The 16,757-nt window shown below is 61.1% G+C and carries 9 protein-coding genes; 6 read left to right on the forward strand and 3 right to left on the reverse strand.

Annotation, left to right across the window (positions count from 1 at the left end; genetic code table 11):
• Positions 1-25: 25 nt before the first annotated feature.
• Together MU551_RS10930 and MU551_RS10935 are read right to left on the reverse strand one after the other, a co-directional pair.
• Complete coding sequence (locus MU551_RS10930; RefSeq protein WP_247043993.1) at positions 26-589, reverse strand: RNA polymerase sigma factor; 564 nt, start codon at positions 587-589, stop codon at positions 26-28.
• Positions 590-882: 293 nt separating this feature from the next.
• Complete coding sequence (locus MU551_RS10935) at positions 883-2,685, reverse strand: collagen-binding domain-containing protein (protein ID WP_247043995.1); 1,803 nt, start codon at positions 2,683-2,685, stop codon at positions 883-885.
• Between the two features lie 1,301 nt (positions 2,686-3,986).
• Here MU551_RS10935 and MU551_RS10940 point away from each other — a divergent pair.
• The 6 genes from MU551_RS10940 (at position 3,987) to MU551_RS10965 (ending at position 16,524) form a co-directional block, all read left to right on the forward strand.
• Complete coding sequence (locus tag MU551_RS10940) at positions 3,987-4,316, forward strand: hypothetical protein (protein WP_247043997.1); 330 nt, start codon at positions 3,987-3,989, stop codon at positions 4,314-4,316.
• Between the two features lie 384 nt (positions 4,317-4,700).
• Positions 4,701-9,737 carry a CLIPPER-2 domain-containing protein gene (locus MU551_RS10945; RefSeq protein ID WP_247043999.1) on the forward strand — a complete coding sequence of 1,679 codons (5,037 nt, stop codon included), beginning with the start codon at positions 4,701-4,703 and terminating at the stop codon, positions 9,735-9,737.
• Positions 9,738-10,389: 652 nt separating this feature from the next.
• The gene (locus MU551_RS10950; protein WP_247044007.1) at positions 10,390-13,548 is read left to right on the forward strand and encodes a DUF6923 family protein; all 3,159 of its coding nucleotides are present in this window, start codon (positions 10,390-10,392) and stop codon (positions 13,546-13,548) included.
• A 94-nt stretch (positions 13,549-13,642) separates the two neighbouring features.
• Positions 13,643-15,121 (forward strand): SpaH/EbpB family LPXTG-anchored major pilin, encoded by a 1,479-nt coding sequence (locus MU551_RS10955; RefSeq protein ID WP_247044009.1) that lies wholly within the window; start codon positions 13,643-13,645, stop codon positions 15,119-15,121.
• 114 nt (positions 15,122-15,235) lie between these two features.
• A complete protein-coding gene (locus MU551_RS10960; protein WP_247044017.1) occupies positions 15,236-16,174 on the forward strand; it encodes a class C sortase in 939 nt (312 codons plus the stop codon).
• Between the two features lie 65 nt (positions 16,175-16,239).
• Positions 16,240-16,524: a hypothetical protein gene (locus MU551_RS10965; protein ID WP_247044021.1), complete on the forward strand. Its 285-nt coding sequence runs from the start codon at positions 16,240-16,242 to the stop codon at positions 16,522-16,524.
• 101 nt (positions 16,525-16,625) lie between these two features.
• Here MU551_RS10965 and MU551_RS10970 read toward each other — a convergent pair.
• A partial coding sequence (locus tag MU551_RS10970) for an integrase core domain-containing protein (protein WP_247044057.1) occupies positions 16,626-16,757 on the reverse strand: 132 nt, incomplete at its 5' end.

A 16,757-nucleotide genomic window follows, 5' to 3' on the forward strand; every position in this document is an offset into this window, starting at 1 on the left:
TACGCCTGCTTACGGCTGGACATGCTTAGTCAGGCCTCGGGAGCGACTGCAGCTCGTAGGCCACGCGAAGTCCGGCACGGGCCCGGATAAGCAGTGCTGAGACGGCATTGGGTTCTATACCAAGCAGCGGGGCAATCTTCCTGGGCGGTTCACCCATCACCTCGGCATGCCACAGCACTGTCCGCCATCGCTCAGGCAATGACCGCATCGCCGCGGCGATGTTCTCATGCTCGAATATCGACAAGACAGTTTCCAGGGCAGGATCCTCTACCGCGTCGGCATCCAAGTGGTCCAAAAAGGAAGGACTTTCCCGCGCACGTTTGATCCATAGGGAGTTCGCCACCGACCGAACGCAGGTGCTCAGGTAGGGTCCGAAAGTATCTGTAGGGCCAAACCCGTTCCGGATAGCGCTAACAGACTTGGTAAAGGCTTCGTGCAGTACGTCCTCTGCATCCTCAGATGAGTTGAGGAGGGTTCGGGCAAACTGCAGTCCCTGAACCCGGTGGCGCTCATAGAGCTGAGCCATTGCCGCAGGTTCCCCGCCCCTCACGCCCACGATCAGGTGGGCCTCGGAAACGCCAGCGGTCAATGGATCAGCCTGCCTCGCAACCTTCCCCCCGGGTATGGTACCCCCCGCGTGAAAACGCGAACGGTCCTGCTGTGTCGTTTCGCCAGGCGCCATGCCCCCATAATTCTGCACAGTCATTCATCCCGTCGATGGGCCCCGAACCGCTGGAGGCGATGAAATTACTTTGTTCTTATACGATCCAAATAGCCGTTCGTGACGCCAAAATGGCAACGGCTTTGTAGTCACTGTGGTTCCTCCTGCCAATCCCCCCGACAGGGCAGGGAGTGACAGGAGGAAACCGCTAGTGGTTTGGGCTAGCGTTCTGCCCTGTTGCCGGCAGCCCGCTTGCCTTGATGACGGCGGTTCAGTGCCACGGCTACAGCGCCACCAAACATCAGAACGAGAGCGACGGCGATCATCCACGCACGGTCGAAGCCAGTCTCTGCGAGCTGACCTGACGAATTACTCTGCAAAGTCCCTGTCGTCGTGGCGGAGGCTTCAGGCACCGAGGCAACCGGCGCAGTCGTCGATGACGTGGGGCCGGGTGTCGCAGCCTGGCCACTCGGAACAGTTTCAGTTTCGGTTGGCTCTGGTGTGGGCGTTGGCTCTTCGCTCCCTACAGCAGGGTTCGTAAAGGTACGTTCCGGGGTCGGGGTTACGGACGCGGACGGCGTAACGGATGCCGACGGCGTCGGGGTTACGGACGCGGACGGCGTAACGGATGCCGACGGCGTCGGGGTTACGGACGCGGACGGCGTAACGGATGCCGACGGCGTCGGGGTTACGGACGCGGACGGCGATGGGGTTACAGACGCAGACGGCGTAACAGATGCCGACGGCGTCGGGGTTACGGACGCGGACGGCGTAACGGACGCCGACGGCGACGGGGTTACAGACGCTGACGGCGACGGGGTTACGGATGCCGACGGCGTCGGGGTTACGGACGCGGACGGCGTCGGGGTTACGGACGCGGACGGCGTCGGGGTTACGGACGCGGACGGCGACGGGGTTACGGACGCGGACGGCGTAACGGATGCTGACGGCGTAACCGTCACTTCGGTGCAAGCCGGGGCTGCGTAGCTCCAGTGGTGGATTTCTCCGGCCGCGGTGATGTTCAGGCTCTCCGCAAGGATCTGGCCGCGAAGCGGGTTGTTTCGGTTGTAGTCCAGCGCAGCGTCGGGGGCCAGCAGCACCCCACTCATTTCTGTCGCGCCAACGAGGCGGAGGTTTTCCCAGCCGTTGAAGTTCCAGACCACCCAGGGGGCGAAGTATCGGTCCGAGACGGTATCGCCGTTGAAACGCACCCCTCCAACGTCGGTGGAGCCGTCGGGAATAACGTTGACTACCAGCCGCGTATCAGCACTGGGAGTTGCTCCGTCGAAATTTACCGCAGTAACAGCAGCAAGATTGATAGCGCTAACATTCCACACATTGGTTTTGCCCTCTTGAAGGGCCAGGTGGATCTCCCCGCTGCCTGTGGCGGAAACCAGCGCGGTGTCATCACCTTCAGTCAGAGCCGCGTACTGAGTAGACAGGTCGCGCAGGTGGTCGAAGTAGTCAGACGGAAACGCCTCACTGTAAGTTCCGGCTGCTGCCGTGTAGTCCGCTACGCTGCTCTGCCCGCCACCGAACTGCGACTTTATGTAGCGGTTGGCGTCATACTGCACGAGCCTCCCATCGGCTGTAACACTCAGGCCGTTGGTGTCGGTGATCTTGCCGAATCCCGCATTCAGGTCAAGCCTCTGGCCGGTACTGTAGTCGACCGCCCCTCCTACCAGGAGCTGAGTGGCAGAACTCCCGATCGTCGGCAGCGCGCTGCCGTCGGAGTTGTCCAAAAGGTTGTAGAGGCCAAAGCTGACGTCGCCGCCAGCAGCAAGGCTTCCCTCAATTTCGCCGCCCGCACCGGTTGAGCCGAGGGAAGCATTGTCTTCCACAATGACTGTGAAGTTATGCGTTCCCGCGAGCGGGTTCACGCAAGTCGGTGATCCTGATGTTGCGACGGCGGCAACCGCGGATCCAGCCGCAACGACAATAAGGGCGGCACCTCCCGCGATAGCACGGGTAAAGCTTGATGCGGCCAAGGGTCTCCGGGCGGCAAGGTTTCTAGATCTGAGCATCGTAGAGTGAACTTTCTTTTTGAGCGCGCCAATTCTCGGATGGAGGCCTGGCGGCTGTTTGTAGGGCCCGAATTCACGTTGATCGTGGTCAGGGCTGCCACCAAAAGAACACAGCGGCAATGGGAGATGCTACGGACGGGTAATTGTCGAATTGTTCGAATCGACAGTTCTTGGGCGTAAATGTCCCTTTTTTGATCGAATCTTGATCTGATGATGCGCTTGGCGTCACATGGGGAAGTTGTGGTCGCAACATGACTCAGGACGTTTCCGTCCTCCGAGATACCGTTCGACTACGAAGTGGGGCGTGGAAAACGGTTTACACGCTGGGCACTAACGCGATCTCGTCTCCTTGCGTGACTGAGATGCGACCCATGCCATGGTCGAGAAAGATCCACACGGTACTACCGTCCCGGGTGCGCACATCGACGGTTCCACTTTTACTGTGGTTCCCGTGGATGAGTTCCACCCGGTCGCCGCTGTTCAGCGTCCTCCACAGACGAGCCTCCCCTGTTTGAAGCGGTGGCTTGTCATACTCCGCAAGCCCTTTGCCCTTGGGGCCGACCTTGCGTGTGGAACGGGGTTTTTGAGCAGAACTACTGCCAATCCCAGGTGGCAGGGAAAGGAAAGACATGACACATTCTCCAAAATCGATGATGAGCGCTGTTTTCGACGCTGAACCGAATGGCTGGTAGTCCGGCCGTAGGTTCATTCGCCTACGGCGATTGACCGTTCCAAGGGAGTTTTATGACGGGGCCAGTAACTCCTCTTCGTCGCCTCGTGCGCGCTGCCAATGGCTGGCGGCCTTTAACACCGAGACAACGGCAGATGAGACTTCCCGCAGTCCTTGATCAGACCAACACCGGGGTCCGATTGTGACGATGTGGTCCCGACTGTCCGCCTTGTGTCACGACACCCTGAGTTCCGCGCTGTCCGCCATCAGGCTCCCCCAGTGAGGCGTCCCCCGATCGAAACGTCAGTCCGCGGTATCGGCGTCGCGACGGGTAAGAAAAGCCGATCCCGCTCGCGGTGACTTGAACGCGTGGTGTGGGACGGGCGGTCCAGTTATTCAGGATCACTGTTCCACCCGTCCCGATGGGTGGCAAGGAGTCTCACGTCTTGGCACCCTAAGCGGGACTCTCAAGCTTCATCCGGGGGACTTGCGTGAGAGATCCGGGCATCAACCGCCCGCTCATCTGGTTAACGCAGAAGTAAGCAATTCCTGACGCGGTTTCTTCCACCGGAGTCCGAGAAGGCAAAGATGGGCTGCGTCACGAATCCCTCCGGTAGGAGTCAACAAGGGCATGAAGCCATCCACTTCCCGCAAGGATGAGACTCCGGCCGGGAGCAAAAGAGCCTCCGCAGAAACAAGGGACCAAACGGAAGTAGACCCCATAGGGACACTTTCCATCCTTGCGGGCATCTGCGGGATCGCCGTTTTCTGGCTGCCGTGGTTGAACCTCTTGTTTCCGCTGATCTCGATAACCCTTGGAGCGGTGTCTCTGCGTGGGGCAGGGAAGGACGCAGTTGGAAATCTCTCGGCCGTCGGTGGCGTCGTCCTGGGCAGCGTGCTGCTCCTTCTAGGCCTCTTCGTTATTGATGTGGCAGGAAGCCTGTCAGAAGTTCTGAGATAGACCCGCCCGCCCTCGGGGGCTGATCCGAGCTGGCCAACTTCGTGTTCAAGACCGGCAGCAAACCTGCCTCCACAGGCGCGACGGTCATTCCCTCACCGTTTGATGCACCTGCATCTGAGGTGTTATTGCGAATGAAGCGAAACCCCTAGGCCTACTCAATACTTCTTGGCCCACCCTAAGCACACTCAAAGTGGTCGCCATCACGAAAAGCTTTCCCCGCGGTTATCCCACTGTGAAGGTGACACAGGAGACTCCTCTTGCGTCTCAACATACGGTTTCAAGGATTGCTCGGATCGTCTCTGTGACGGCGTTCCGATCCCCAGGCTGGCTATCCAGCCGAGGACTGGCATTCCCTGTGATCGGCAAAAACAGGGGAAAGAAAAAATGGGAATTCAACCGGGGCGTAAGCGCCACTTGACCGTACCGCAGGGAGGCACGCTGCTGGCTCAGTTCGGAGCGGGCCGCGCAATAGCAGGATCATTGGTCCTCACACTTCTGCTCGGACTGTTGTTCATAACCAACACAGTGCCGGCTTTCGCCGCCGCCACCTACCAAATAACGGCCGCGTGGGCGGATAACACTCCTGCCACCGTCGCCCCAGGCGCAGTGGTCACCGCTGAGTGGCGAGTGAACGTCAACGACGACGCAGCCGCCCCAGCCAACACTCCGGTGGATAACGTGACCGTCACGCTGACGGCAACGAACGGCAAGTTCGCTGGCCTCCCCGACGTCTGCCTCACCACGGGTGTTACCCCGGCGTCGTCCATCAGTGCCGATGGCAAGACAATGGTCTGCAACCTCGGCACCCAGAACATGGGCACCGCCGTCGCCATCCAGACCCCGATCACTTCCGACGGGAACACCGGTGACAACCTCAGCGTCTCCGGAACGATCGGCGGTGCCACGGCAACCCTGCCGGCCGTGCCGATCGTGGGCAAATTCGGCATGGACATGAAGTGGTCTGACTCCGGAAACTGGCAACTGGACGACGGCAGTGCCATCCATTTGGACTATGAGTGGACGCTGAACCTGCTTAAGGGCAGCCCGGCCGGGCCAAACTCGGTCTCCTACACAGTCACGATGGACCACAGCCTCGGCGGCGCGGTGATCTCTGAGGGTTGCGGGCAATTCACCGGTGACACCAAAGCAGGTCACCCCTGGTCCGGAGCCGGCCACCCTGCCGACCAGACAGCCCCCTTCGTGGGCAGCTGCACATTCACGGCAACGGCGACGCCGAACGTCTTCACCATGACCTTGACCGGTATCAACTACAGCCAGGCCCAGGTCCCGACCAAGGACGCGGCGGGCAATAACCTTCCGACAGACCGTGTCGCTGTCGCCAGCGGCCGCATCCAGGTCCGGATCGCAAAGCCTGCCCAGGGAGTGACAGTGGGCCTGAGTTCCTCGGCTCCCACCTACACCTCGGCGGCCGGGGGACTCACCTCGACTGACGATTCGGCGAACAACACAACCCGAAAAGTATGGACGACAGCGGGTGGCTGGGGTTCTGCCTGGGTTCCTCCCTATTCAGGATCCGCTGCAGCGTCATACTCGGATACGTTCCGTGCCCCCACCGGGACGGAAATCTGGGACCGCCAGGCCACCGCACTGCACTCGGGTCAGCCGGCATCGACCGTGATCCAGCTCTGCACCGCCCTGGATACGGCGGACGTGACACTCTCCTCCACACCTCTCCAGACGTACCTACTCGAGCAGCCCAATACCCTAAATGAGGAGCAGAACCGGGACCTTGCCAATAACCCGTTCGCGGTCTCACCGGACGGCCCCGTAAACGGGCTCACGTTCTATTACTACGTAGGCAGCGATCCCCGCGTCACGGCTGGCTCCGCAGGCTATAACCCTGCAGCGTTCACCACGGACTGCAGCACGGACGCGGCCAATTGGACCACCACCCGCCCTGCCGATCTGAGCACCGTCAAGGCCATCCGGACCCAATACGCTGCCGGTTCCGTGCCATCAAATTACGCCTTCTTTGTCCACACTCCGCTAATCATCAATGCCGACACCGCACCCGGCACGGACATCTGGCAGACCAGCAGCTACAAGGTCGGCGCCGGAGCGTGGACTGCCCCGCCCAACGTCCTCACCAATACACCTGGTTCCCAGTACCCCGCCACCACTCACAGCCGCGACGTCATGCGAGTCGCGTCGGTAGCGCCCTACATGGAGAAGTCCGTGGACCGGGCATCAGTGAAGCCCGGCGAACCTGCCGTCTACACCATCAACTACGCAGCCAACGGCGACGCCTCCGCGCCACCGACCGTTGACAGCTTCGTCGTGACCGACACTCTGCCCGTAGGGATGACTTACGTTGCCGGTTCCTCATCGCCCGCACCTGTGGTGACCACTAACGGTTCAGGTCGGCAGGTCCTGACCTGGACGTTCAATGGTGTAGCCATCAACGTCCTCCACCCCCTGACCTACCAGGCAGTGGCAGGATCTAACGCTGTGCCAGGTCAAACGCTCACTAACAGTGTCACCGGCGCTTTTGGCGGGCTTGCCTCCTCCCCCGCCTTCGCCTCAGTGACTGTGTCCACGAATGGTTCGACGGCGATTGGCAAGACAGCTGATTCGACGTATATCCCGAACCTTGCCGGTGATGGTTCCGGTGCCGGTTCGTGGACGGTGACGTTGCGGTCCTATGATCCGGCGCCTCAGTCGTTTACGGACACGATCGATATCCTGCCCTACAATGGCGATGGTCGAGGCACTTCCTACACAGGTTCTTATGCGCTGACCACCGTCACGCCGGCGGCCGGATCAACGGTCTACTACACCAACGTCACCCCAGGGTCGCTGACTGATGACCCCGCCGACGCCGCCAACGGCTCTGCAGGCAGCGTCACCGGAAACACCGTGGGGTGGACCACCACACGGCCCGCGAACCCAACAGCTGTCCGTGTGATCGGCCCCGCCCTTGCACCAGGTGCGACCCAGTCGTTCCAGATCGGCATCCAGACCACCGGTGCCACGGGCGGGGACGTGCTCGTGAACCGGGCGCAGGCCCGGGCAGAGCACACCGAACTTGTGATGCGCACGTCGGCGCCGATCACCGTCGCGAACTTCTACACCGCTTCCCTGAAGAAGGAAGTCAGGGACGCCAACGGCGTCTGGCATGACGCGAACGACGTCGTGGACTACCCGACCTTCCGCATAGGTGACTCCGTCACCTACCGGATCACCGCGACGAACATGGGCCAGGGAACGCTGACCAATGTTGTGGTCGCGGACGACCAGTACCCGGCCGAGGGTGGCTTCACCATCGCTTCCCTGGCACCGGGCGCTTCACAGTCCCATGAGTACACCGTTGCCCTGGGCGCCGAAGTGGCCTCGACGTTCGTCAATACGGCCTCCGCATCGGCCGACATCCCCGCCGATTCACAGGTCCCGCCGACTATCAACACCGACGCTGCCGGAATCGAGGTCACCAACTACACCACGGTGAAGACCTCCAACCCGGCGTCCGGTTCCACGGTGGTTTCGGGTCAGACGATCACCTACACCGTGACCGTCACCCAAAGGGGCTCCGCGCCGGCGAACGCGTCCTTCAGCGATGACCTCACCGCTGTACTGGATGACGCTGACTACAACAACGACGCCGTCGCCTCTGTGGGCGCCGTCAACGTTGTTGGTAGCGGATTGTCCTGGAACGGCATAGTCCCCGTGGGTGGAACGGCGACGATCACCTACTCGGTGACTGTCAAAGCGGCACCGGCTGGCGATTTCCAGCTTACGAATGTGGTCAGGTCCGAGGGCTGTGTCCCTGTGAACGGCCAGACCACCGACTGCACCACCACCCATCCCGTCTCCGCGGCACCTGCCCTGACCCTGGTCAAGAGCGCTGATAACTCAGCAGTCGGCGCCCCGACGAACGTCGGAGACCTCATCACCTACAACTTCACCTCCCAGAACACCGGGAACGTGACCCTCACCGGTGTAGTGATCGAGGACCAGCTCGCCGGCCTGTCTGCCCTGACCTACACCTGGCCCGGAACCGCAGGAACCCTCCTGCCCGGCCAGACCGTCACCGCAACAGCAACCTACGCAGTCACCCAGGCAGACATCAACGCCGGGCACGTGGCCAACACCGCGCTTGCCAAGGGCACCGACCCGAACGGCGGAACCACCACCACCCCGAACACATCCACCGACACACCCCTCTCCGCGGCACCTGCCCTGACCCTGGTCAAGAGCGCTGATAACTCAGCAGTCGGCGCCCCGACGAACGTCGGAGACCTCATCACCTACAACTTCACCTCCCAGAACACCGGGAACGTGACCCTCACCGGTGTAGTGATCGAGGACCAGCTCGCCGGCCTGTCTGCCCTGACCTACACCTGGCCCGGAACCGCAGGAACCCTCCTGCCCGGCCAGACCGTCACCGCAACAGCAACCTACGCAGTCACCCAGGCAGACATCAACGCCGGGCACGTGGCCAACACCGCACTTGCCAAGGGCACCGACCCGAACGGCGGAACCACCACCACCCCGAACACATCCACCGACACGCCCCTCTCCGCGGCACCTGGTATCAGCTTGGAGAAGTCAGCGGACAAGACGGAACTGGTTGCGGGTGAGACGATCACGTACACGTTTGTATCAACGAACACCGGGAACGTGACCCTCACCGGTGTGGAGATCTCGGACCCGCTGACGGGCTTGTCTGCCCTGACCTACACCTGGCCCGGAACCGCAGGAACCCTCCTGCCCGGCCAGACCGTCACCGCAACAGCAACCTACGCAGTCACCCAGGCAGATGTTGATGCCGCCACTGTGACCAACACGGCGACCACCACCGGCACTCCGCCAGCCGGGCCGGCAGTAACGGCAACGGACACCGTCCAGGTCCCGGCTAACCCGGAACCAGCTCAGTCCATTACCAAGACAGCTGACTACTCAGCTGTTGGAAACCCGGCCCTGGTAGGGGATGTGATCACGTACTCCTTCACGTCCCAGAACACCGGGAACGTGACGCTGACCAACGTCGCGATCGCCGATCAGCTCGCCGGCCTCTCGGCACTGGTTTACACCTGGCCTGGAACCGCAGGGACCCTCCTGCCCGGCCAGACCGTGACCGCGACCGCAACGTATCCGATCACCCAGGCAGACATCGACGCCGGACAGGTCATCAACAGCGCCCTGCCCATTGGTGAGGATGCAGGTGGCAATCGGCCCCGGCCGCCAGCCCCGGCGCTGGCTATCGTTGAACTCCCGCCCGTACCGGTGGTGACAGTACCGGCAACAACACCGCCGGCAACAGTTCCGCCGGCTCCGCTGGCGGACACCGGGAGCCTCGCTAACACCGGAGCATGGCTCCTCGGGTTGCCGATCGGTCTGCTGCTCCTGCTTGGTGGAGGAATCTTCCTCCTCGCCGGTAAGAGAAGGCGCCACAGCCACTAGATAAAAGATCCACAGCTAGCGAATAGCCAGAACAACAAACAGCAGGTGACCCGCCATCCCGGTGGGTCACCTGCTCATTTGGGAGATGATCCGGGCAAGTTTCCGTGAGGCAGGCCGCCACAACAGTAAGAAAGACCAACACAATACGGCGATTTGGGGGAACGCGTTGACTGCCACCCCCGATAAGGAAAGAACGACGGGTTCGGAACTGACCATTGATCAGGCTCCGTTGCAATTTGTGTAGGACAGGCGGTTCCGAGAGATGACCACTGTTCCACGCGCCCTAAGGCTGCAAGGTGTCTCATGTCCTGCGGGAAAGTGCAGGACCGCCGAAAAGGCCCTCTGTTGGCGTGCCGTCACGAAATCCGGTCCTAAAGGTTATTGGAGCATGAGACGGCGCGGGAAAACTCTCCGTGCGTCTCAATAGCGGTCTCAATGCTTACAAAACCTGTCGGGGCAGGCTGCGTAGTCTGGCTCCTTTCGTCGGAGCCCTGAAGTCCGGCACCGGCGAAATGGGTGGATTACAGTGATGACGAGCAAGCGAGGGCGCAGCGACGCTTACCTTTGTGGTGGAAATGTGCGGTCTTCAGCAGGGCGAGACACCGAGCACCGGGCGCAATCACGGGGCCGACGCCTGCGAGTACCCAATCCAATGCGTCGCAGACGTACAGCAGCATCGCTGATTTTTACTCTCCTGTTAGGGCTTCTGGCAGTCGCCGTTCCGACCCTGACTGCGAGGCCCGTGGAGGCAGCCGCAGGTGACCCGTTCAATCCTTCAGTTGCCACTATTTACATGACGTCGAACCCTGCGGCAACTACCCAGTTGTACACAGTCACGACCAGCAGCACCGGAACACCAGTGGTCACCAACATCGGATCACCATCGCCTGTCAGCTATGAGTCTTTGGCCTACAACACGGGTGATAACTACCTCTATGGGATCGCGCGAAGCGCCGGAACGGCCAGCAACGGCGCCGTTGTGGCCGTGGGTTCATTGCTCCGGATTGGCCAGGACGGATACACCAGACGGGTTGGCACGAATACCTTTTTAAATACCAATGTGGGAGCCTTTGGCGCGGACGGCCTCTACTACATCACCGATGGAAGCACCCTTATTGGGCAGGTCATCAACGTCACAACCGGCACGCTGGTCAGAACAATAGCGCTGAACCAGACTCTCGTTGCCGGCGGAGGCTCATTCGACTGGGCATTCAAGGACGGATACTTCTGGTCACTGGGTAAAACAGGCAGCGGGTCTATCGCTCGCATGAACCCGGTAACAGGGACAATCACGAGGTTCGCCTTGAGTGTAAATCCCTGTGCGCTAACGATAGGTCAGACCGACGCCTGGGTGTATGGGAATGGGAACCTGGGATTCGGCTGCACCCAAAACGGAAGAATCGTTCAGATCTCCGTCACCAATCCCGCAGCAGCAACTCCAACGTTCCAACTGATCGCAGTGACGTCAGGTGGGCCATCGAACTTCAGCGACGCGACAGCCTCGCCCGGGGCACAGACGGACCTCGCCGTCGTGAAGACCGGGAGTCAAGGGTTCACCCCTGGCGGCACTTTGACCTACACGCTGACAGTGACTAACAACGGTCCGGGTGCCTCCTCTGGCTACGTCCTGAACGACACTGTTCCTGCACCATTGACGAGTGTCACTGCGAGTGGTTCAGGTGCCTGCACGGTCACTGGCAATACGGCCAGCTGTGTCGGCGGAACCTTAGCAGTGGGCGCGTCCCAAACGTTCACCATCACAGCACTTTCCCCGTCCTCAACTCTTGCCTGCGTGACGAACACCGCTACCCTCCTGCCAAACGAGGCTGACTCCAGTGGGGCCAATAACTCCTCGTCAGTGACCGGTTGCCCGTCCACCTTGCCGCTTATCACCTGCTCTTCAAACCCGAATCTGTTCAACACCGGTTACAACTCTGCCACCGGCGGTTTCCAGGCTAATCTGACCACGGACGCGAACTGGGATGTGGCCGGACCGTTCACTACAGCTTTAGATGCTGTTTATCTCGCTTTGCCCTACACGGGTACGTCGATGCCTCCTGCGGGAGCTACGTGGGCGGACGCGAATGTCGGCAACATTGTTCCTCAAGCCGGGGGATGGACACCCAGCCCGTACAACAACGCCCAGTGGATCTCCCAGCAATCGACCGCGAGCCCCGATCAGGGCTTATTCTCGGGTGACTGGTACTACCGCTACAACTTCAACCTGGATGCTTCGGTTGTTCCATCGACATTTGCCTTATCAATGGACTTTTACGCCGACAACAGCGTTTCCCAGGTCTTCGTAAATGGTGTGGCACAAAGTCCTCCCGGAATCCCCAGCAGCGGGACCAACAACCCGTACTTCTACCCAGGGTTCGCCGCTTCAACCGGGGCCACGACGACGTTGACGAACAACTGGCAGGCCGGTCTGAATACGATCATTATTCAGATCAAGAGCGGGCGACCAATGGAGGGCTTCCTAGCCCAGATGCGGCCCAGCAGGCTGTGCGCCTCCGTGCAGGTGACCAAGACGGTTGTCGGCAGATTCCAACCTGCTGACCAGTTCACCGTCAGCGTTGCCAACACCACACCGATGGTTCTGACCTCCGCCACGACAACCGGTGCCGCCACCTCCTCGACCAGCAGCCTTGCCTATATCCGCACGGGCACAACGTACACGCTCACTGACACCTTGGCTGCCGGCGCGGACATTAACAACTACACCAAAACCGCGAGCTGCACCGGCACGACCACTGGCACCTCCCCGCCACTAACAGGGACAGGACCTCAATGGACCTTCACCCCTAGTGTTGTTGAGAACTACACCTGCACCATCACGAATACCGCAAAGACCGCTACGTGGACATTGGCGAAGTCCGCCACTGTCGGGGGTGCAGTTCCGGCGGGTGGAATCGTGAGCGGTGGAGACATCATCACGTACAGCATTCTTGCGAGGAACACCGGCACCGCCAATCTACCCGGTGTCGTGTTGATCGATGACCTGACGGCCGTTCTGGACGACGCGGCAATCGTGCCGGGATCCGCACAACTCGTGATCGACGGCGGCGCCCCGAGCACGGTGCCCGGCCCCAACACCTTCGCGCAACAGATCACGCTGACCACCGCGGCGTTCACTCTCCCGGCAGGGAAAACCGCGACCCTGGTCTATCGCGTGACCGTCGACGCCGACGCGTGGTCCCGGACGCTGACCAATGCTGTCAGCGGTGCCAGCACGTACGCACCACCGGTTGACTGTTACATCGGTCAGTCTCCGCTCGGCTCTAACTGCATCACTACCCACACAACCCCTGCGAAGTTCCTGATCGAGAAGATCGGCGAGTCTTCAGGCTCGACCTGGGTGCCCATGTCTGGCTCGTCCTGGGCGATACATGACGACTCTAATGGCACTTCCGGGGCTGTGAACCCTTCCTATCAGGTCGTAGCGGTCCCAGCCGCGACAGGCCGGTTCGAGGTCGAGGGAATCCTGCCGGGTAAGTACTGGCTCGAAGAGACAGCAGCTCCCGCGGGTTTCAGCCTCCTGGCTGAGCCGGTGCAGTTCACCATCGCAGCCAACGGTGCCGTCACCCTGGGTGAAGGCAACGGCAACGGGGTCGTCACCACCAGCGATACGGACGCGGATGGCATCGTCCTGATCAGTGTCAGGGACGTGCCTGCACTGAAGATGCCGGACACCGGCGGCACCGGTTCCTGGCTCTTCGCCCTGGGAGGCTCTGCGCTGCTGCTGGTCTCTGTTCTCCTCACTCCAGGCAGCAGAATCCGGCGCCGGAAAAACCACCTATTTACGACCTAAAACCAAGCCCGATCCTGCGTGAAAGTACAGCACCTGGGCTCCCCTAAATGTTCACTCCGAGCATCAGCATCATCAACATGAAAGAAGATACAAAATGGGCAATCAACGCTCCGGGCAGGTTTGGAAGACCGCCGCCGCCACCATCGCCGGGGCGGTGCTGGCTGTGTCGTTCTCCGCCGCTCCGGCTTCCGCCGCTCCCCTGGTCGACGGCGACCGGCTCGGCTCCATCACTGTGCACAAGTTCGAGCGTCCGAGCACGCCGACTGGCCTGCCGAACGACGGAACCGCCGTCGACACCACAGGACTGACGCCGCTGGCTGGCATTGGATTCACCATCCAGCAGGTCAACACCCTTGACCTGGCCACCAATGCAGGATGGGACGCGGCGCACAACCTCAGCACCGTCTTCTCAGCCGCCGACCCGACAGGGTCCATCACCGGTGCAGGCTTCACTCTCGGCGCTGCACAGACGCAGGCCACTGATGCTGCCGGTACCGCAGGGTTCACCAGCCTCCCCGTTGGTCTGTACCTGGTCACTGAGACCAGCTACCCGGCTGGCGTGACGCCGTCGGCTCCGTTCCTGGTCTCCGTGCCGCTGACCGACCCGAACACCACGGACAACTGGCTCTACGACGTCCACGTTTACCCCAAGAACTCCATCACCACCGCCGACAAGACTGTCAGTGATGCTGCCGACATCAAGCTGGGCGACCAGATCGGCTTCACCATCACCGGTGACATCCCCAACGAAGGAGTCATCGACGCCTACCGTGTCGTTGACGCCTTGGATTCGAAGCTGACCCACGTTGGCGCCTCTGCAACACTGGTTGGCGGGACGCCCGTCGCCCCCGTCATCACTGCGGGCACTGACTACACCGTGGGCTTCGATGCGGCCACGAACACCGTTTCGGTGACCTTCACTCCGGCAGGCCTTGCCGTGCTCGCGGCCAACAACACGGCCGAAGTCCAGGTGCTGGTCAACACCACGGTAAACACCATTGGTGAGATCGCAAACCAGGCGCAGGTTTACCCGAACGCTGGCAGCATCACCAACAACACCCCGGTCGAGACGCCCACGGTCATCACCAAGTGGGGCGAGATCACGCTGCAGAAGATCGACCAGAACGGTACGAGCCTTGCCGGTGCTTCCTTCTCTGTCTACGCCACCGAGGCAGACGCCCAGGCCGGAACCAACCCGATCGTGCTCAACAGCCAGAGCGTCTTCACTGTTGCCGCTGATGGAACACTGACGATTTCCGGTCTGCGCTACTCCGACTGGGCCAACGGTGCAGCCGTTGCCCCAGGATCCCCGGACTTCCGCACGTACTACCTGGTTGAGACCACGGCCCCGGCAGGGTTCGAGCTGCTCGCCGCTCCGGTCTCGTTCCTTATCGACGCTGCGACCACCACGGCGGGCGTGGACCTTCAGGTCAAGAACGTTCCGTCCAACAGCGGGTTCGAACTGCCGCTGACCGGTGGGGTGGGCACCACCTTGTTCTACGCTGGTGGTGCTCTACTGCTCGCAGGTGCAGCCCTGCTGTTCGTCCGTTCACGCCGGGCAACGAAGAACTAACACTGACAGGGCTGCATCAGCTGTCATCACCATGAACATAACGGGGAAGAACGCCACCAAGGGTTCTTCCCCGTTATGTTCATAGCTCAACCCCACCTCTGTCCCGGGATCCTTATGACACAGCCAGACTCTGCTCTCACTCGCCCTCGACGGCGGCTCCGCCAACAATGGACTCTGCAGCGGGTCTTCATCATTCTGGCTGCAGTCCTCGGTGTCGGCGTGATGGTCTATCCGACAGCTGCGGTGTGGTTCTCGGACCGGGTACACGCCACGGAAATCAGCGGCTACATCGACAGTGTCGAAAACATCGCCCCGTCCGATCGGGAAGCGCTCTTGGATGAAGCGGGGAAATTCAATGAGGAGCTGCCCTCCGGCCCGCTCCGGGATCCGTATTCGTTGAATGAAAATGGCGAGCAGACCGTGATCGGATCCGGCTCTGAAGCGTACAAGAAAATGCTCGACGTCGGCCCCGGGGGGATGATGGGACGGATCAGCATCCCCTCTATCCGGGCAGACCTGCCAATCCTTCACGGAACAGATGAGAGCGCCCTCTCCAGAGGGATCGGGCACCTGTTCGGCTCCGCACTGCCGGTCGGCGGAGAAAGTACCCACAGCGTCCTCACCGGGCACTCGGGCTTCGTAAACGCCACCCTTTTCGATCACCTGGACCAAGTCACTAAAGGCGACGTTTTCAGCGTTTCGACGCTGGACGAGACTCTCTACTACAAGGTCATCCAAATACTGACCGTCCTCCCGGACGAAACAGACGCCCTTCGCAAAGTCCAAGGTAAGGACTACACCACCCTGATCACCTGCACCCCGAAAGGCATCAACAGCCACAGGCTACTCGTCAGAGGCGAACGCACCGATTCTCCGGCCATAGATTCAGCCCAGAAGGTTTTGCCCAGCACAACAGCGGACCCAGGCTTTCCCTGGTGGGCCCTGGCACTACCAGCCACAACCGCCCTCGCCATCCTCGCCACCCGCCAACGCATGGCACCTAAGCCCCTTATGGACCCGTCATCGATCATTCCGCCTACGGGTGCGACCTGAAGGAAGTCTCGGACTCATGAGGGTTAATGGCACAAAATATCGACGGTCGGCCCTAAAGTGTTTCAATGGGACTGACCAAATATCACGCTGGCCTCGCTGCAGTTGTAATGACACGTTTAGCGGCCGAAGAATCCGACGGCGCCGGGCAGCTGACCGGCCGCATGGCTGAACTCGTCGCTCAATTGGTCCAACGGAACGGTCCCGATACGGCAGCAGAGCTCGCCATCGCCCTGGCTCGCCAACACTTCACCATCCTGGCCGCCGCGGCCCGAGCGATCAACGTCCCAGTAGAGGATCTCCTCGCCGCCTTGGAACTGGAACAGCTGGCAAATCTCAGAGAAGATAACTAGCCCTTACCGATGACCTCCGAGCCCCTGGGATAATCGGCAACGTGTACACCCGGGTTCGCTGAGGAAGCCGGGGGCGATTGTACCCTCCGCTCTCCTGCTGGCTAGGTGTACTGCCCAGGCAGGTTGGTTAAGCGGCTGATGGGCGGGTGGCCTCCGATTGCGGTGTGGGGCCTGTGGTGATTGTAGTGGTGAAGCCATGCCGGGAGGGCGTTTCTGCGGGCTGATTCCGTGGC

The sequence above is a fragment of the Arthrobacter rhizosphaerae genome (assembly GCF_023062595.1).
Taxonomy (GTDB): domain Bacteria; phylum Actinomycetota; class Actinomycetes; order Actinomycetales; family Micrococcaceae; genus Arthrobacter; species Arthrobacter rhizosphaerae.